16 protein-coding genes are annotated in these 17170 nt (G+C 53.9%); 2 read left to right on the plus strand and 14 right to left on the minus strand.

Translation table 11 applies throughout. From position 1 onward, the window contains the following. Positions 1-60 precede the first annotated feature (60 nt). From AC1D11_RS13070 to AC1D11_RS13085, 4 genes are all read right to left on the minus strand, one after another. Positions 61-765 carry a response regulator gene (locus tag AC1D11_RS13070; protein WP_457281194.1) on the minus strand — a complete coding sequence of 235 codons (705 nt, stop codon included), beginning with the start codon at positions 763-765 and terminating at the stop codon, positions 61-63. A 119-nt stretch (positions 766-884) separates the two neighbouring features. Then, the gene (argB, locus tag AC1D11_RS13075) at positions 885-1796 is read right to left on the minus strand and encodes an acetylglutamate kinase (RefSeq protein WP_477648924.1); all 912 of its coding nucleotides are present in this window, start codon (positions 1794-1796) and stop codon (positions 885-887) included. A 94-nt stretch (positions 1797-1890) separates the two neighbouring features. After that, positions 1891-2985 (minus strand): glycosyltransferase family 4 protein, encoded by a 1095-nt coding sequence (locus AC1D11_RS13080; RefSeq protein ID WP_477648923.1) that lies wholly within the window; start codon positions 2983-2985, stop codon positions 1891-1893. A 116-nt stretch (positions 2986-3101) separates the two neighbouring features. Further along, positions 3102-4250 carry a glycosyltransferase family 4 protein gene (locus tag AC1D11_RS13085; RefSeq protein ID WP_477648922.1) on the minus strand — a complete coding sequence of 383 codons (1149 nt, stop codon included), beginning with the start codon at positions 4248-4250 and terminating at the stop codon, positions 3102-3104. A gap of 159 nt (positions 4251-4409) precedes the next feature. Between AC1D11_RS13085 and AC1D11_RS13090 the strand changes: the two genes are divergently transcribed. Both AC1D11_RS13090 and AC1D11_RS13095 read left to right on the plus strand, forming a co-directional pair. Then, positions 4410-5360, plus strand: a complete 951-nt coding sequence (locus AC1D11_RS13090; RefSeq protein ID WP_477648921.1) for a glycosyltransferase family 2 protein — start codon at positions 4410-4412, stop codon at positions 5358-5360. A 100-nt stretch (positions 5361-5460) separates the two neighbouring features. Next, a complete protein-coding gene (locus tag AC1D11_RS13095) occupies positions 5461-6342 on the plus strand; it encodes a class I SAM-dependent methyltransferase (RefSeq protein ID WP_477651233.1) in 882 nt (293 codons plus the stop codon). A gap of 55 nt (positions 6343-6397) precedes the next feature. Here the strand turns inward: AC1D11_RS13095 and AC1D11_RS13100 are convergent, their stop codons facing one another. The 10 genes from AC1D11_RS13100 to hisF all read right to left on the minus strand — a co-directional run bounded on the left by AC1D11_RS13100 (position 6398) and on the right by hisF (position 17169). Then, positions 6398-8131 carry a hypothetical protein gene (locus AC1D11_RS13100; protein ID WP_477651450.1) on the minus strand — a complete coding sequence of 578 codons (1734 nt, stop codon included), beginning with the start codon at positions 8129-8131 and terminating at the stop codon, positions 6398-6400. A 104-nt stretch (positions 8132-8235) separates the two neighbouring features. Continuing rightward, on the minus strand, positions 8236-9231 hold the full coding sequence (locus AC1D11_RS13105; protein WP_477651451.1) for a hypothetical protein: 996 nt from the start codon (positions 9229-9231) through the stop codon (positions 8236-8238). Positions 9232-9333: 102 nt separating this feature from the next. Further along, positions 9334-10350, minus strand: coding sequence for a phytanoyl-CoA dioxygenase family protein (locus tag AC1D11_RS13110; protein ID WP_477651452.1), 1017 nt, complete (start codon positions 10348-10350; stop codon positions 9334-9336). After that, positions 10347-11792 (minus strand): ABC transporter ATP-binding protein, encoded by a 1446-nt coding sequence (locus AC1D11_RS13115; RefSeq protein WP_477651453.1) that lies wholly within the window; start codon positions 11790-11792, stop codon positions 10347-10349. The genes AC1D11_RS13110 and AC1D11_RS13115 overlap by 4 nt, the downstream gene beginning before the upstream one ends. Beyond that, positions 11789-12559, minus strand: coding sequence for an ABC transporter permease (locus tag AC1D11_RS13120; RefSeq protein WP_477651397.1), 771 nt, complete (start codon positions 12557-12559; stop codon positions 11789-11791). The genes AC1D11_RS13115 and AC1D11_RS13120 overlap by 4 nt, the downstream gene beginning before the upstream one ends. Before the next feature lie 65 nt (positions 12560-12624). Then, positions 12625-13788: a hypothetical protein gene (locus AC1D11_RS13125; RefSeq protein WP_477650756.1), complete on the minus strand. Its 1164-nt coding sequence runs from the start codon at positions 13786-13788 to the stop codon at positions 12625-12627. Between the two features lie 7 nt (positions 13789-13795). Continuing rightward, entirely contained in the window at positions 13796-14749 is a 954-nt protein-coding gene (locus AC1D11_RS13130) for a Gfo/Idh/MocA family oxidoreductase (RefSeq protein WP_477651396.1), read from the minus strand. A 24-nt stretch (positions 14750-14773) separates the two neighbouring features. Further along, positions 14774-15739 (minus strand): Gfo/Idh/MocA family oxidoreductase, encoded by a 966-nt coding sequence (locus AC1D11_RS13135; protein WP_477651395.1) that lies wholly within the window; start codon positions 15737-15739, stop codon positions 14774-14776. Further along, positions 15732-16388, minus strand: a complete 657-nt coding sequence (gene hisH, locus AC1D11_RS13140; protein WP_477650452.1) for an imidazole glycerol phosphate synthase subunit HisH — start codon at positions 16386-16388, stop codon at positions 15732-15734. The genes AC1D11_RS13135 and hisH overlap by 8 nt, the downstream gene beginning before the upstream one ends. Further along, the gene (gene hisF / locus AC1D11_RS13145; RefSeq protein ID WP_477651394.1) at positions 16381-17169 is read right to left on the minus strand and encodes an imidazole glycerol phosphate synthase subunit HisF; all 789 of its coding nucleotides are present in this window, start codon (positions 17167-17169) and stop codon (positions 16381-16383) included. Before hisF ends, hisH begins: the two co-directional genes overlap by 8 nt. Position 17170 lies beyond the last annotated feature (1 nt).

Below are 17170 nucleotides of genomic sequence, written 5' to 3' on the forward strand. Positions count from 1 at the left end.
GCAGGCGGTTTTTCAGGCGAACGGCCCAGGACTGGCCGAAAGGGTTCATGCCTGCACTGCCTATTCAGCGCCAGCGCTGGACGGCATCCCCGGGGAAACTTCCACCAGCTCCAGCCGATAGCCGAAGCCGCGAATCGAGCGTACGGCTATGCCGTGCGGCTCCAGCTTGCCGCGCAGACGCGAGATGTACACCTCAATGGCATTGGGCGTGATCTCCTTGTCCCAGCCTGTCATGGCCTGCAGCAGCTTGTCTTTGCTGGCCGGCTTGGGCGCGTGGATCAGCAAATACTCCATCACCGTCCATTCGCGCGGTCCGAGCTCAATCAGCTGGCCGTTGGCGCGGGCCTCGCGGTTGGCCGTGTCCAGCTCCAGCGCCCCAAAACTCAGTGTGGCGCTGGTGGCGGCCTGGGAGCGGCGCAGCAGCGCGCGCAGGCGCGCCAGCAACTCAGGCAGCTCAAACGGCTTGACCATGTAGTCGTCCGCTCCCAGGTCCAGCCCCTGCACACGGTCCTGCAGGGCATCGCGTGCCGTCAGGATGAGCACCGGCATGGCCATTCCGCCGCGGCGCAGGCGGCGCGTCAGTTCCAGCCCGTCAATGCGCGGCAACCCGATGTCGATGATCGCCGCATCGAAGGTCTCGCCCTGCAGTACTTCCTCCGCGCGCTCGGCACTGCCGACCCAGTCGACGGCGTAGCCGGCGTCACTGAGCCCCAGCTTGATGCCGCTGGCCACCATCACGTCGTCTTCAACCAGTAAGAGTCGCATCTAGACTCCCCCCCGAGGCGCCTTCGGCACCTCCCCCTCAAGGGGGCGCCACCTGTGGCCCGGCAAAGCCGGTTCCACGGTGGCCGCTTGCAAGGGGGGTGGGCGCGCGATCACGGTATCTAGTGCGAGCGGATCATGGTGCCGTAAGCCTGGTCCGTCAGGATTTCCAGCAGCATGGCATGTGGCACCCGCCCATCGATGATGTGGACAGAATTCACGCCGCTTTTGGCCGCATCCAGCGCGCCTTCGATTTTGGGCAGCATGCCGCCGGAAATCGTTCCGTCGGCAAACAGCTCGTCGATTTCGCGGGCACTCAGGTTAGTCAGCAGCTCCCCGGCCTTGTTCAGCACGCCGGGGGTGTTGGTGAGCAGCACCAGTTTCTCGGCCTTCAGCACGGTGGCCAGCTTGCCCGCCACCACGTCGGCATTGATGTTGTAGCTCTCGTTTTCCTCGCCAAACCCGATCGGGCTGATCACCGGAATGAAGGCATCATCCTGCAGCGCCTTGACCACGCTCGGGTCAATGCTGACGATGTCGCCCACAAAGCCGATATCGTGCTCCTTCGTCGGGTCATCCTTGTCGACCATCTTGAGCTTTTGCGCACGGATCAATCCGCCATCGCGGCCCGTCAGGCCTACGGCCTTGCCGCCGGCCTGGTTGATCAGGCCGACGATGTCCTGCTGCACCTGTCCGGCCAGCACCCATTCCACGACTTCCATGGTCTCTTCATCGGTGACGCGCATGCCCTGGATGAAATGCCCCTTTTTGCCCAGGCGGTTCAGCGCCGCCTCGATTTGCGGACCGCCGCCGTGAACAACCACCGGGTTCATGCCCACCAGCTTGAGCAGCACTACGTCTTCCGCAAAATCAGCCTGCAGGGCCGGGTCCGTCATGGCGTTGCCACCATATTTGATGACCATGGTCTTGCCGTGAAACTTGCGGATGTAGGGCAGCGCCTGGGCCAGGATTTCGGCCTTGTCACGCGGGCCTACATGGGAGAGGTCTGGGTCGTTGGCGGTATGGGTGGTCATGACAATCAACAATCAGGATGAGGGACGGGGGTCGGACTCAGAAGAGAAAGAATAGCAAATTGTGCCGCATACGGGCGCCAGCCACGGCCAGATGTCAACGGCGCAGCCATCGCGGCACCTTGAAGCGGATGATGGCCACATAAGCGGCGACGTAAGTCACCACAAAAAGGCCACAAAAAGCCATCAGGATCGGGGTGTTACGCCAGAAAAGCACGGCGGGCAATACCGTCATTAGCGTAAAGCTCCAGAGATACGGCGACGTCCGGTTGTTGCGCATCAACATGCGCCGTGACGCATCGTCATGAAAAACGCCTCGGACAATGCGGCGGTAGATCAGCTGGTGAAAGTGCAGCGCGTCTGCTACACCCGGCGAGCCACCGCGGGCAAGCTTGCGGTAAATGGAAAAAAGCGTTTCCCACACTGGATAGATCAGCAGCAGCATGGGGAACCACGGGGATACAGAATTGTGCCGTTGCACCAGCAGGATGCTGCCCACAGCAATGACCACGCCCCACAAATAGGCACCGCCATCCCCCGCGAAAATCAATCCTCTCGGGAAGTTCCACATCAGGAAGCCGGCTGTAGCGCCGGCCAGGCAAAGCATCATTCCTGCCAGCTGCCTATCACCCAACTGCAAAGCCACATAAGCAATGGCGAGGCTGATCAACACCGAAACTGTTCCGGCCAACCCGTTGTAGCCGTCAATGATGTTGAACGCATGCGGTAAACCGCTAATGGCCAGGAAAGCCAGCGCGACGCCAACCACTGGCGCCATGGTGATCAAATTGTCGACGCCTGGAATCCCCAGGCGCGGTACAGACAGGGCCAGCAACGTGCAAGCAAGAGAAGCTGACAATGCTGTTAGCAAAAGGCGATACCGCACCGGCAGTCGTTGGGTGATGTCTTCGTAGATTCCACCGATCACCGCCGGCAGCAGCACCACGACCAAGGTCAGGGCCACCTGCAAAGTAATGGGCACATTGAAAAGGCTGAACGTCAGGCTGGCGGCAAACCAACCTGCAGTCAGGCCAACGACGATGCCAATCCCTCCGAGACGAGGGACATTTCCAGCATGAAAGCGTTGTGGCTTGGCTTCGTCATAACGACCTGCATGCTTATGGGCCTTGCGAAGAACCAGCATGGCCGCCGCCAGCGATATCGCGAAACTCAGACAGACCAGAAAAACCATGGGAACCCCGGATATGTTTGGCGCAATTATCGGTCCAGACTGGGCCACGGCCGCCAGCGGACTTCGCCGGGGCATTTACCGCGTTCCGGCCACCGCCAATGCAGGCCGCGGGCCGGTCACGACTTCGCCTGGATCTGATGCAATTGCTGCCTGTAAAAGTCCAGCCAGGCATCAACCACGACCGCCTGCGAAAACTGTTGTTGCGCCCGGGTTCTCGCTGCCGCACCGAGTTTTTGGCGCAAACCCGGGTTTGCCATTAATTGGGCCAACGCATCAACGAGAGCGCCCACATGTCGGACAGGCACGAGCAACCCCGTCACACCATCGACCACCGCATCGGTCACACCATAAATTCTGGATGCCACGCAAGGCAGTCCGGCGGAGGCGGCTTCAATCAGCGACAAACCAAAGCCTTCCCGATAGCTGGCCAGACAAAAGATATCGGCTGCCGCCATGTACTTCTGCGGCTCGGGAGTTAACCCGATCACGTGAATCCGCTCCAGGTCTCCGTCCAGCAAATCCAATGCCGGCTGCAGAGCGCCCTCATCGGGTCCGACCAGAAACAGATGGGCATTTCCAAAACGAGATGCTAGCTGCGAAAAGGCCTGCACCAGCTCACTGACGCCTTTCTCGGCCTGCATTCGACCGATGTATATGAGGACCGTGGCGTCAGAAGGCACACCAAGTTCTTTGCGAATATCTTCCCGCCACTGCGACTGCGGTGTAAATCGCGCCGTGTCGACGCCTGCAATGGAACCGTCACCCAGTACATGAAGGCGATCCAGCGCGGCGACTCCCTCTTCTACGAGAAAATGACGTTGCGAAGTACTGTCAACCAATAAGGTACTGGCGCATGCGGCGAGCAATTGATCAAGCGAGCGCAGTAGCCAACGCATTACGCCGCGTCGCGTAGCCCAAACCTGACCGGTGAAGGTGTGGATGCGTACCGGAATTCCGGTCACGCGCGCTGCCATCATGGCAAGCAACCCGGCTTTCGGCGTCACGCTGTGAACGATATCGAAGTCACCGCTTCGAAACAGCCGAATTAGAAAGAAGAGAGTCCGAAAATCTCGCAACGGTGCGATCGATCGCACAATGTCGAGGTCAATGATCTCGACTTCTCCCCTGATATCTTCAGCAACACTGCCTGCACGCGTATTCACTACTACAGTGACTTTCCAGCCTAGCGCGAGTAGTGCCCGAATTGCCGGCGCTACAAATGCGTTGAGCGCAAAAGGCGTTGTGAGCACAAAACAAATATGCATGCTGGGTCGTGTCCCGATCAGGAAGTGTAGAAACGCGCAAATCGAGGAGCCCCCGATGGACGGTCGTAAAATCGTGCGCTGGGCGCGGCTCCGCAGCCTATTATTGCCTGCTGGCGCCCGCGCCGGATAAATTCGTCCGAATAAACCACCGACCATAAAATGCCTAGCGATAGCGAAATAAAAATTACAACCGGTGAGGTGGCGATACTGTTATGCGCCATGAATGGTGAGGCCTATTTGGCGGAACAGCTCGACTCGTTCGAACACCAGACGCACAACAGGTGGCAACTCTGGGTCTCGGATGATGGCTCCAGCGACGGTACGCACGGCATTCTGGAAACATACCGTTCACGTTGGACCAGGAATCGCTGCGAGGTCAGGAAGGGCCCACGTAAAGGATTCGCCGCAAACTTTCTTTCCCTCGTTTGCAATGCGGAGATATCGGCGGATTACTATGCCTATTCCGATCAAGACGACATATGGAAAAACGATAAGCTCGCTCTAGCTTTGCGATGGCTTTCAACGGTGCCGTCAGATACGCCAGCGCTATATTGCTCTCGTACCGAGCTTGTCGATGCGACGGGAAAGCACATCGGCTACTCCAGGAGTTTTGTACGCACCCCAAGCTTTCGCAATGCACTCACCCAAAACCTCGGCGGTGGAAACACCATGGTCTTTAACCATGCCGCGCGCAAACTGCTTGTACATGCCGGCGCAGATGTAGGCGTCATCGCTCACGACTGGTGGACATACCTGGTTGTCACAGGCTGCGGGGGACAGGTTTTCTTTGATCAGACTCCTACATTGCGATATCGCCAGCATGATCGCAATCTCATAGGAGCCAACCATACATTCACTGCACCGTTCATGAGTGTTCGCCGCCTGTTTGAAGGCCGCTTCCAAACCTGGAACAGCCAAAATATAAGTGCCCTGCAGAAATTGAAAGACTTCTTGTCTCCAGAGAGCAGCACCGCTCTTGGCATTTTTTCCGCGGCGCGCAATCAGCGCTTCTGGCAAAGGCTTTCCGGCGTGCGGAGAGCCGGCGTTTACCGGCAAACCATACTGGGGAACATCGGGCTTTTTGTTGCCGCAGCCCTAAGGCGCATTTAGTATTGACAAGCGCCCCACCCTTCCGCTCGCACATTGAAACCTGTCTCCTTGCAATTGGCCGTTGTTGCCTGCAAAGTGATCCCACCAGGAACATTGAAGAATGTCTACCGCCGCAAACCATGACTCCAGCGAACAAACCTCGCAGCTGGATTTATTCTCAATTTATGAGAGCACTCCCTACCTTTCGATCAAACATGACTCCTACTTTCAGGTGTACGAAGAGCTGTTCAGAAAGTATGTGGGGAAAAGAATCACTTTCGTAGAGATTGGCGTTCTAAACGGCGGCTCGCTTTTCATGTGGCGGAGTTTTTTTGGTCCCCAAGCCACCATCATAGGTATTGATCTCAATCCGGCCGCAAAAAAATGGGAGAAGGAAGGATTTCCTATTTTCATAGGCAGCCAGTCAGATCCTGCGTTCTGGGCGAATTTTTTTGCATCGGTCGGAAAGGTTGACGTAGTCCTTGACGATGGCGGGCACACCAATCATCAGCAGATTCTTACCGCCGATAGGTGCATCCCCCAAATAAATTCCGGAGGAATGCTTGTGGTTGAAGACGTTCATACAAGCTATATGAGCGAGTTCGGAAACCCTTCGCGGTATTCGTTTATCAACTTTTCGAAAAGAATCATCGACTCTCTGAATTCACGGTTTCCCGCCGTGAATGCAGTTAAAAACACCTATGGTCAACGTGTTTACTCAGTAGCTTTTTATGAGTCTATTGTCTGCTTTCACATTGACGAATCCAAATGCTTCGTCAGCCGCCCGACCACGAATAACGGCATCAGCGCAAACGCAGTCGACTTCCGAAATGAAGATTCCGGACAAAAACAACTTTTCGCGGCGCAGCGCCTGCTAGGCCGGAAATTTTCAGCACTCAAGCGGGTGCCAGTCATCAAATTCATCGGAAACCGGGTGTTTCTTTTGCCGAAATACCTTCTCTCGCTCCGAAAATCTGCATCTCTTAAAAAGCTTTTCGAGTAGCTTCCCTCACGATCGCTAGGCTTGGGTGAGAAACCATGCCCGGATCGGGACGCAACTACGACGAGAGTTCGTCAAACAAGGCCAGCATGCGAGATGCTGCCTGCCCATCAAGCACACAAAGGTCTGCTGCAGTACTGATCTGAGCCGCCTTTACTCTTGCGAATTCAGCCTCATCGTTAGACAACGCATTCACTGCGGCAGAAAAGGAGGCCTTCGTTTTAACTTCAACAACACCACTCAAATTCTTGTAATCGTCATAGTCATACGCATACGCATCGTAATTTATCACGGGTATTCCACACGACACAGCGAGACGAATGGTTGCGGAGGCTACCGCGATATAGATATCCGCCAGAGGTACCAGACTTTCGATCGGGTCAGCCACCACCACAACTCCCATATCGGCAAGATAGGGGACCGATTCCGGAGCGATGCGCGGATGCAAATTGACCAATACTGAGGCCTCACCTCCAGCTGCCGTCACGGTCGCACTCACGACAAACCTGATGAGGGATTCGTAGTCGCTGAATTCACAGCCATCCCGAGTCTTTCCTACAAATTGATCAGGTGGCAATGCGAGGAGAATTTTTCGGCGCTTGAAAGCAACGCGGTGGCTAGCCTCCAGTGCGTGCGCAAGCCGATCCTTGTCTCTCACCGCTAAATAGAGTTGATCGTCAGCCAACGCTCCGGTCAACCGAAGCTTGTCCTCCGCTATGCCCGCTCGAAGGTAGTAGTTGAGCATAAAGCGACTTTCAACAGCGATCGCATCGATTCGACCGCTGTTAATGAGCCATGGATTATCCGGGACAATATTCAAGCTTTCACATGCAAGAATATGCGACGGGGGAAGAATCAGGTTCTTCCCCCGGTGAGGCAATATCCAATTCGGAAACGTTTTTGCAAAGATGACGTTGCTGCGATGGCTCGCGTCAAATGAAGGTACGTTGTAAAACGCTTCAGCCCACTCAAGCGTATTCACAATGGTGAACGGCACGACACAACACGCAACATTGCGGGTATGCGCAGCGCGAACCAGAAGATGATGATTGTAGAAAAGATTTTCTTCGGGTAGCACCACGAGCACCGGATTCAACCGGTCGATCAGGCTCACGACGGCCTCGTAGTAATCCCTCTGCTGAACACCTCGCAATAAACTAGATCCGTAAAAATAGCTCCATTGCTCGGCGAGTTTTGTTCCGATCCAATTTTTCGGCATCTCCTCCCTCGATTTCCAGTGCTTCATGAAGATATTCAGCAGCAGACGCCGTCGCAGGCCGGTTTGAGCTTGGTCCTCCCTCCGGGTTATTGCACTTATCAGAAGCAGTCCCGGCAGGAAAAGCCTGGTAAACAGGTAATTAAAGCCTGCGCGTACGCAACGACCGGGGAAGTCCAGTGCGATCAGATACCACCGCATGATCTGATGGGACGTTGGAAAACCAGGAATGCCTTTTGCAATCAACCTATATGCGGTTTTGAGAAATGCTCTTCGCACCTTATTTAATGATGCGAACGAGCTCGAAGGCTCGGAAGTTGCCACAACCGGTACCGGCATATCAGGCGGGGTATCACCATTATCCCGTGGTGTTCCCACCAGCTCAAATCGGTTTTCAACCCAGACGTGTGCCTGGTCATCCCGTGCGCCGCCAATCGACATGGCGTGCTGATAGATCTCCGAGCTGTTGTATATAAATACGGGCAGATAGCGATCAGAGCTATTCAAGAGCTTTGATACTTCTCTCAACCCTCGAATATGGGTCGGAATATTCACTACTATGAAAACTTTTTTCATACGATGTTTCTGCGAATCATTCGCCATATTTTGGAAATTTTCTGGCCGCCGGGCACTCGCAGTCAAGCTCGGTACATAGCTTGAGTCAAGGAAAGCGAAATGGATCAGTACGCGGGCTTTATTTGACCGCGGAGATACTCGCCGAGCACAGTTGTGCCCGCATCGGTTAAATGGCAAAAATCAGAGAACAACGTTACGTCTGTTTTACTCAATGCATCGAAGCACACGTTGGTGTCAATGAAATTCAACCCGTGCAATGTACATGACTCTCGATAAAACCGCTTCGCAATTTCATAAACGCGATCATTCGCATACAGCCGGGTAGTAGGAATCCGTTCGTTATCGGCTGAAATGCACATTTGTTCTGCATCTGTCAACGGTTTTTTTGTCCACCCTGCGATCGGTTGCAATGCGACATTTACTTCAATGCCTTGAGCCTGCTGTATCCAGCCCCACGTTTCCATGACGTTGCCCAGCAAAGGAAGAATATTTTTCAAATGTTCGAGAGTCTGAAACTCCGAAATTTTTTCTCTTTCTTTCAGGGCTTTTTTTATCAGCAACCTGGGCTGAATTAATTTCTGGAACCATAGATTTTTCAGATAAAAATCTTCAACAGATTCCAGGAAAAGTTTTTTTAGTTGCGTCGGCGCATCCGGGAATTTTTCAATCTGGTCCACATACTGCCTTGCGTATGTGGACATGCTGTGCATTCCGCCGGCTTCCGGCACTGAAAAGTCCTCAGGCTGAACCGCCAAAGAAATATCGCAAACGCCGGTCAATAGCACAATCCGCTTTGGCCGAGGCAACAAATGCTTGAATGTCAGAAATGTGGCCAACTCTTGCTGCATGGTTGCACCGCGCACACTTAAGTTGATGCACGGACTGTCTACCTCGCCAAGCATATGCCCCAGAGTTTTTCTGTCGTGTGTCAACGAAACACCAAACGACGTGCTATTTCCAAGTAATACGGAGCAGTTCGCGTATTTTTCTTTCACCCCCCCCAGATCGATCAAATCGCCGGCGTGGTCATACTGCAGGCGAAAGCCAAATCGGTCGATGGAAACGGAATCGGACGTATAGCCAGGCTTCGCGATGGCCATGACATTGGGACAGAATACATTCGGCTGAGCCGAGTAATCACTGTGAAATGGATATAGAACGTACTTTGGGTTTGTCAACGCAGCCTCCCAAATTCCTGCGAGCTATAAAGCACGCAGCTTGCTGAAGAAGGTCGAAACTGCATCCGCGAATCTTCGCTCGAGGCGCGCCAATCGAAATGTCCAATGGTGCTTGGACGACTCGCGCTTGGCGAGCATGCGTTCGATCAAGGTATCGCCGTTTTTCTGATCAAGATGCTCGGCGTCATAACCGCCGGCGCTGAAACGAACTTGTGGAGGCAATAGCGCCAAAATTTCCGCCGATGGCTTGATCACCTTATCGGGGAATGCAAAAGAAGTCGGGTAAGCACCCAACATAACTTTAATACCAGTTCTTCCGTGAATGTTGGGCTCGCGCCCATGCCAAACATCATTAATAAAGATATAAAAATCGCCCTTTACGCCATAAGCGCCCGTTTCCCTGTTGACTACAACGCGACGAGCGAGCAGCCGGCTAAAGATGTTCCATCTTAGAAACAGAGACAGGCCAGGCACACCAAGTTTCTTCGTATATGGTGGACCGAACAAAGCACTCCAGCGCGGGCAAAATGGAAAGTGATGGGATCCTCGTACAAAAGAGGTTGCGCCATTACCTGGTCCAGGAACGTCCTCCAGGAAGATCGCTATGCCCAATTCGCCGGGGCTATCACGGTGCCATTCGTGAGGATTGGAGGCGACACCATAGGAAGGCCGAGGATCGGGCTCACCCGTCAGCCGTTGCACGTTATACCCGCGAAATTTTATCTTAGGCCCCGCCAGCTTTCTCAATACCTCACTGACATCGGCATCGGACAATATTTCTTCGACCATTGCGTCCAAAGTTGGGCTTTTGGCGTAGGCGTCGAGAAGAATGTGAGTTGGTTTTGTCAAGATACTGACGCATTCGCCGCTCCGACTCCAAGGTTCACTTATATTCAGTATGGCGCGCTGTTCCAGGTCGTTCGAAAAGAGAGTCGCCACTTCCTGCTTGGCCTGCTCAACCTTCGAAATTGGAAAAAACCCCTTGAACGTATAAAACCCCTCTGATTCGAGCTCTTGGATTGCTTCGGCATACGCATTCATATGACACTCCAATCTTTGACAGAGGCTGCCTGCGAGTATTTTGCCGACCACCTCAAGCGCGGTCGCAGGGGATAGTCGGGCCATTCGCGCACCCAATCTCCCCGTACAGCTCCTGTCGATTTATCATCGACTACCGTGAATGTCACCACATCTGGAACCGCTATATTGAATTGCGTAGTGGGATTGGTGCAAACCACAATTTCCACTCGATACAGCCCTTCATTGAGAAATTCCGGGGGCAATACACACGTTTCCTGGTGATAACCCGCAGACCGAATCTCGCACGCCTCCTCGATCAGGTTATCCATTGAAACAAGAAGCCTATGTCCGGTTAATGTCGAGAGGTAAACGTGGACATTCAGCTTCCACACTGGCCTGATAACTTCAAAGCCGACAACAATCGCGATTTCCTCATTAACAGTAAAGGTAGTTTTCATCACCCCGGAAACATCTGCGACGGCGATGCGGCGCAACATTACCGATTCATCGCCAAAAATAGGAGTCGATGCGCCTTCCCAGACTTTTTCGGATGAAGCTGTTTGCTCCAATACGTAGTCAGCAATGGCCTCATTGACTGTTCGTAATCCGTTATTTCGGTCAACTGCACTCACCGCCCCCTTCGCATCTTCCGATGTATCCAGTGGCATTAGATGCGCCGTGGCGAGTTGCCCGTGTGATAGCTCAAGTGCCTTGTTGCAAAGCTTGGAGATCGCATTCATGTCATGACTCACGAACAACAATGTGCGCCCCTGTCCCGAAACCTGCAGCATCTTATCCAGACACTTCTTCTGGAAACCCGCATCGCCGACCGCGAGCACTTCGTCCACAATCAGAATTTCTGACTCAAGATGCGCAGCCACGGAGAACGCCAACCGCATGTACATGCCCGACGAATATCGTTTAATCGGCGTATCTATCTGACGGCCCAGTTCCGAGAAGTCGACAATTTCGTCGAATATCTTGCGCACCCCTCGCGCCGACATACCGTTGATCTGGGCATTAAGAAAAATATTCTCACGTCCGGAAAGGTCTGGATGAAAACCGGTTCCAACTTCAAGCAAACTGATCAACCGGCCGTTGATGCGGACAACACCCTCACTAGGCGGTGTGATGCGAGACATGATCTTCAGCAGTGTGCTTTTGCCCGATCCGTTTTTTCCTACCACGCCGACGCGATCACCCTGCTCGATCGAAAAAGACAAATCCTTCAGTGCCCAAAACTCGCCGTCCGGGCAGCCCATAAACTGCTCGGGTGAAAGCACAAGGTTTGTATTAGGGGCCGCCGCATTGGTTTGAGCGGCCTTGTCTTCGCGCTTTGACTTCGACGCAAGAAATGGGAATTTGTCTTCTAGCAGCTCATAAAGGCTGTTTGCCGCCGGCTTGATCGCCGAGCCGATTCGGTAGCGTTTGGAAAGATTTTCCACCTGGACGGCATAAGTCATAACGCGTCCACCGTATCCTTGCCTTTATACACAAACACAGCAGATCCCGCGAATAACACCAAGGCGGCAATTAGCAGCGCTACGCCAAGCGACAACCAGTCGACCCCATGGCCATTAAGCGCGGCCCGGTAAGCCGTGATCACCACCGCGAAAGGATTGATCTGAAAGATCCAGCGTGCCCACTCAGGCGCCACCGTCACGGGATACATAATTGGATTCGCAAAATAGTAGAGTTGAATCAACAGCGGAATCATGTGCTTCACGTCCCGGTATCGCGCGTTGTAAGGCGCCAGCAAAAGTCCCAACCCCAGGGCCCAAGCCATTTGTATAAACAGCAGGAGCGGCATCAACAATACAAACTCCCAGCTCAACAACGAATAATAGGCGGCGAATATTAAAGACACCCCATACCCGACCAAGAAGTCAACGGTGCCATTGAGCGCATAAGAAGCACCGATGACGAGTCGCGGAAAATAAATCTTACTGATAAGTCCAGCCTGCGCCTCCAACGAAGATGTGGCTTGACTAAATACCGAAATGAATGCGTACCAAGGAACGATCGCAACCAAATAAAAAAGCAGATAGGGGAGACCGTCAGATGGAATTTTGACCATCATCCCAAACACAAAAGTCATGACACCTACGGTGATCAAAGGTGTCATCAAAACCCACAACGGACCAAAAATGGTCTGAAAATACTTGACTTTGAGATCACGCGAAGAAAACGCCCACACCAATCCTCGATATGCCCATAACTCTTGCAGCATGCCGAAGATTGTGAGAGGCGCATTGGCAGATATCACAGTTACTCTTGTCAACGAAAACTCCCAATTCAGGTTAAGCGAGCGACTTCCATCTCGGACAGATACAAATCATTGCTGCTCTTCATCCATACATGGCTGGACGGCGGAAAATGCCTGTCAATCATCAAATCGTGCATTGCGTGCAGCACCCCTTCGCGCTTCAAGTAGGTCAGGGAGACCGAAGCATAAGCAAACGAGATTATCCTTGCCTTTGGCCATATCCCGGCAAGTACTTCGATCGGAAATTCAGTAAGAATCTCGGGCAGCAGTTCGACTCGATTGTTCCGAGCGCTTTGCTCTGCGATCTTCAAGATTTTATGTCGAGTGGCAGCCGAATGTCCCTTGATCAAAAGCGCAGAGTCCAATGGAAGGAATTCGGCCAAAACATCGGCGTAGAGTTCCAGCTCGTTGGCCTCATCACAAAACCGCGACTCGGCGAAAGAGCCAACAAGCAGGATGGCGTCAGGTTGACGCGACAAGCTGACATCCCGGCCAGACACGACCTTGCCCAGAGCCTCGATCACTTGCTCAACTGTCTCTCGCGCCACCCTGAGTTGCGTTTTGCCCGGTAAAAAATCGAAACCAGGGTCATTTGGCAAGATCAGGACCGCAAAGCGCGCATCCAGCCTGCGATACCGAGGGCCGAGAACACGCCGACGGCGGTATCGCACAAGTAGGTTACGCAACCATGTTGCCGGCGCTTTGAGTACGAGTCCAACGTCACAGGGGTAAGTGATTGACTCAAAATATGCATTGCTATAAACCAATCCCCAAGCATCGCCGAAGCATATACGCTCAGCATCTGGACAGGCCCTCATAAGCATCTGTGCGGAAAAATCTGCGCTTATGTCGTGCGAGAAAAAAACATCCCGCACCGGCATATGTAGGTGCTGCTCTCGAAAATATTTAACCTTGTCCTCCACTCGCCTGCTGCTGGACAGCACGCCTGCAGTTTCCTCACGCGAGAAGAAAACAAGAAAGGTACCGGGAATGGCAGCCAGAAGTGTTTGGAAGGTCTGACGCCGCAACTCCCGCGCCGCAGCATCCACGGATGGCGCGCACCACACCACCACCATCACGGGGTCGTCTTGTGGCTGTTCTTTCGCTTGCCGATAAGTGCGAACCGCCGCAAGGGCAGGGATGAGCTGCGACGGATAGTAGAGACAAACTATACTGGCGAACTGGGTGGCCACCCCTGCCTCAACCGGCTTGTCCGCGGATCTTCAAATACCAGTCCAGCATCTTTACCTGCTCGCTTGAATCCGGTAGTAGCGTCGATCCACCCTGAAGAAATTCCCTGGTCTGCTTTAGAAGGCCGGGCTTGAAATTTTGGTCGTCGGCATCGTCAATGTCGACGAATTCCACCGCAACGCTTCCGATCTTTTGTATTTGAAGTTTTTCGAGAGGCTTGAAAATCAGCCGATGCCGACGCGTTAGCACTTCCAGCACCCATCGGCCAGGCGACTCCCAGTTCGCTTGATAGGAGAACAGCGCGCCGGAGGCCGTCTTCCCCGCACCCGAGAAAATGGACGCGGAGGGATGCCACGATACCCCTCCCGCAGTGAATGCAGCAAGTTCTACCGGCGCGCCGCCAAGATGAAAAGCCAAGTCGATCACATGCGTCGAGTTTGAAAGCAACCATTGCTCCTTGACTCCCTCCTCTTTTTCGATCGACGAGATTACGTGGCCCCACTCCGTAAATTCGAAATTGAAGGAGGTAACACCTCCATCTTCAGCGATGATCCGCCTAGCCGCGCTAACTGAGGCGTAAAACCGACGGTTATACCCCACAGACAGCGATGCACCGGCTCGCTGCGCATTCAAATGAACAGCGCGAATGTCTGCTGCGTCGAACCCCCCTGGCTTCTCGACCAGCAGCGACTTCACCCCGTGGTCAATGAGCAAAGAAGCAACTGCACCCACCCATTTTTCGCCGACCGCCACGATTGCATGGTGTGGCAACTTACCATCGTTCGCGGCCAGCCAGGCTTCAATTCCGCCAGCATGTACATTGAGGCCAGTTTCCGCCCGGAATTTAGCCGCCGAAGGCGCACCTCGCCCAACTATCACAGGAGTTATGCCGAGAGCGCGTAAAACCTTGGCGTACTCGACAGCCATCGGTCCAGAACCTACCAATAAAACATCGCTATTCATTTGCTACCGCCTCATCAGGATGAATCATGTGAACTGGAAGGTTGCAGCTTTCGGTGTTTCGATTTGCACCACGGCCAGCAACGGCTCAAGAAGTGCCAGATGAAGCTTTGCCGATACCGAATAGGGAGCCAACCCGCATTCGCCTGTCGCCAGCAAGGAATCCACAACACCGGCAGTAATTTGACTCTGATACGGAATTGGCGCAGCTTCCTCCAGCCAGGTCCATCCAGTAGCGTCCGACGAAGACCAAAGCTTTCCCTCAGACTCCCTGACAATATAACGTTGCGCAGCATTGAATATCTCGACAACTACGGGCGCGTTTCCATTTGGGTAGCATTCAACTTCGAGGCGGCTACCATCGGCAAACCGGGCAATCAGCGTGCCATTGAATTCCAGAAAACCGGCTCGTTTGCTTGCGATCGGCGTCTTGCCCAGGCCGTCTGTATCGAGCTCATAATCCGTGCAGCCCGTTAAATGGCAGACGTGATCGATATAGTGAATCGCGTTGGTCACGAGCCCAAACTGACTACCCGTGACCCGATAAGAAACCGGTGCACCCTGGAAGTTCGCCCGGATTTTTTCATATGCAGGCATGACCCTCATGGGGCAATTAACCCACGCGCGCGTTGCAGATCGGTCCAGCAGGCTGGCGACGGTGGCATAGTCTTCGCGAACGTCGAAAAGCAATTTCTCGAGCACAGCGAATTTAACTTGCGACATGCTCAACAGCTCCTGGACGACCTTGCGACGAACGTTGGAACTCGTTGCAACAATCACGATGTCGGTAGGCTCCCCGCCGGTCACCTTGGGCAGAAAATTTATCTGGTGAGTGTCGTTTTTTCCAAGGGCCTCGTAGCGCTCCCGCGCGACGGCAAGAGAGGCCGGTGAAGGATCAATGACTTCAATACGCAGCGGCGTTTTGACAGCCTGTAAGGCCTGCAAATGGCGACTGCCGAGTTGGCCCGCACCGATGATTTTTACGCTATGCAAACGAAATCTCCAAAAAACCCTTAATAATTTTCAGGCCGACGCCACCGCTTTTCTCAGGGTGAAACTGACAACCATAGACATTGTCTCTCTGCACCGCTGCCGAGATCAGACTTTTCCCATAACAAGTGTCCGCTAATCGACTTTCAGGACGCGCCGGCACGGCGGTAAACGAATGCACGAAGTAGCAATTTTCCCCAGGGGTGACTTCGCTGAGGATGGTGTCTTTCCAACTGGCGCGCCCACCAGGAAGCTGAAGCTCACTCCAGCCAATATGGGGAATCTTCATATCCCTCCCCGCCGCGTCCTGTGGAATTGCAACTGGCTCGATAGTGCCCTCAATAATATCCAAGCCCTCATGCTCTCCGAACTCAGTGCTTTTGGTAAAGAGCATTTGCATGCCAAGGCAGATGCCAAGAAGCGGACGACCTCCTCGTGCGTATGCTCGCAGCGGCTCTACCAGGCGGCGATCCCGCAACCCTTGCATTCCATTAGAAAAAGCACCAACTCCTGGCAGTACCAGCGTTTCCGCGCTGGCGATATCTGAAGGCTTGTCAGTCAGAAGCACCGACACATCAAAATGCTCTATCGCCCGCGTGACACTGAAAATATTACCGATGCCGTAATCGACGATGGTCACAACTTTAGCCATGAGCGATCACCTCTCCTGGAGAAAAGCGACGCACCGAGATTCCGGATTTCTCTGCATATGCTCTGATCTGTGGAAGCTCAAGACGGCGATAGTGGAGTACGTCAGCCATCGCGACAGCATCGGCTAGCCCATCGTCACATACCTGCTTGAAATGCTCAACCGTCCCCATGCCACCGCTTGCAATCACCGGAATCGGGCACGCGGCCGATACCGCTCGAACCAGTGCCACATCAAACCCTTTTCGCGTGCCCTCGCGATCCACTGATGTCAACAATATCTCGCCCGCCCCTCTCGATACGGCTTCTTGCGCCCACGTCACCACATCGAGACCCGTGCGTTCGCGGCCGTTGTCGGTAAAAACCTCCCAAGAGGACGACGCTATCTGCTTGGCCTCTATCGAGACAACCATGCATTGCGAGCCGAATACTCTAGACACTTCGGTAATCAGCTCCGGCCGTTTGACAGCGGCTGTATTGATTGCAACCTTGTCGGCGCCTGCGCGAAGCAATTCGCGCACGTCATCGACCGAGCGGACGCCGCCACCAACGGTCAGAGGTATGAATACGTCTCTGGCTGTGCGGCTAACAATTTCTTTCAGGCTATTGCGGCCATAGAGACTCGCGACGATGTCGATATAGATGAGTTCATCCGCCCCCTGCTCGTAGTAATGACGGGCATGGGACTGGGGATCACCAACGACACGTAACCCCTCAAGATGAATGCCCTTGATAAGATTGGGGCCCTTGATGTCGAGCCGTGGAATGAGTCGGATGCGCCCCATC

The organism is Polaromonas sp. P1_E11 (assembly GCF_056405995.1).

Bases quoted from the DNA above. Each gene is read 5' to 3' on its own strand.
- AC1D11_RS13070 (WP_457281194.1), bottom strand. From the start codon at position 765: ATGCGACTCTTACTGGTTGAAGACGACGTGATGGTGGCCAGCGGCATC.
- argB (WP_477648924.1), bottom strand. From the start codon at position 1,796: ATGACCACCCATACCGCCAACGACCCAGACCTCTCCCATGTAGGCCCG.
- AC1D11_RS13080 (WP_477648923.1), bottom strand. From the start codon at position 2,985: ATGGTTTTTCTGGTCTGTCTGAGTTTCGCGATATCGCTGGCGGCGGCC.
- AC1D11_RS13085 (WP_477648922.1), bottom strand. From the start codon at position 4,250: ATGCATATTTGTTTTGTGCTCACAACGCCTTTTGCGCTCAACGCATTT.
- AC1D11_RS13090 (WP_477648921.1), top strand. From the start codon at position 4,410: ATGCCTAGCGATAGCGAAATAAAAATTACAACCGGTGAGGTGGCGATA.
- AC1D11_RS13095 (WP_477651233.1), top strand. From the start codon at position 5,461: ATGTCTACCGCCGCAAACCATGACTCCAGCGAACAAACCTCGCAGCTG.
- AC1D11_RS13100 (WP_477651450.1), bottom strand. From the start codon at position 8,131: ATGAAAAAAGTTTTCATAGTAGTGAATATTCCGACCCATATTCGAGGG.
- AC1D11_RS13105 (WP_477651451.1), bottom strand. From the start codon at position 9,231: ATGGCCATCGCGAAGCCTGGCTATACGTCCGATTCCGTTTCCATCGAC.
- AC1D11_RS13110 (WP_477651452.1), bottom strand. From the start codon at position 10,350: ATGAATGCGTATGCCGAAGCAATCCAAGAGCTCGAATCAGAGGGGTTT.
- AC1D11_RS13115 (WP_477651453.1), bottom strand. From the start codon at position 11,792: ATGACTTATGCCGTCCAGGTGGAAAATCTTTCCAAACGCTACCGAATC.
- AC1D11_RS13120 (WP_477651397.1), bottom strand. From the start codon at position 12,559: ATGCTGCAAGAGTTATGGGCATATCGAGGATTGGTGTGGGCGTTTTCT.
- AC1D11_RS13130 (WP_477651396.1), bottom strand. From the start codon at position 14,749: ATGAATAGCGATGTTTTATTGGTAGGTTCTGGACCGATGGCTGTCGAG.
- hisH (WP_477650452.1), bottom strand. From the start codon at position 16,388: ATGGCTAAAGTTGTGACCATCGTCGATTACGGCATCGGTAATATTTTC.
- hisF (WP_477651394.1), bottom strand. From the start codon at position 17,169: ATGGGGCGCATCCGACTCATTCCACGGCTCGACATCAAGGGCCCCAAT.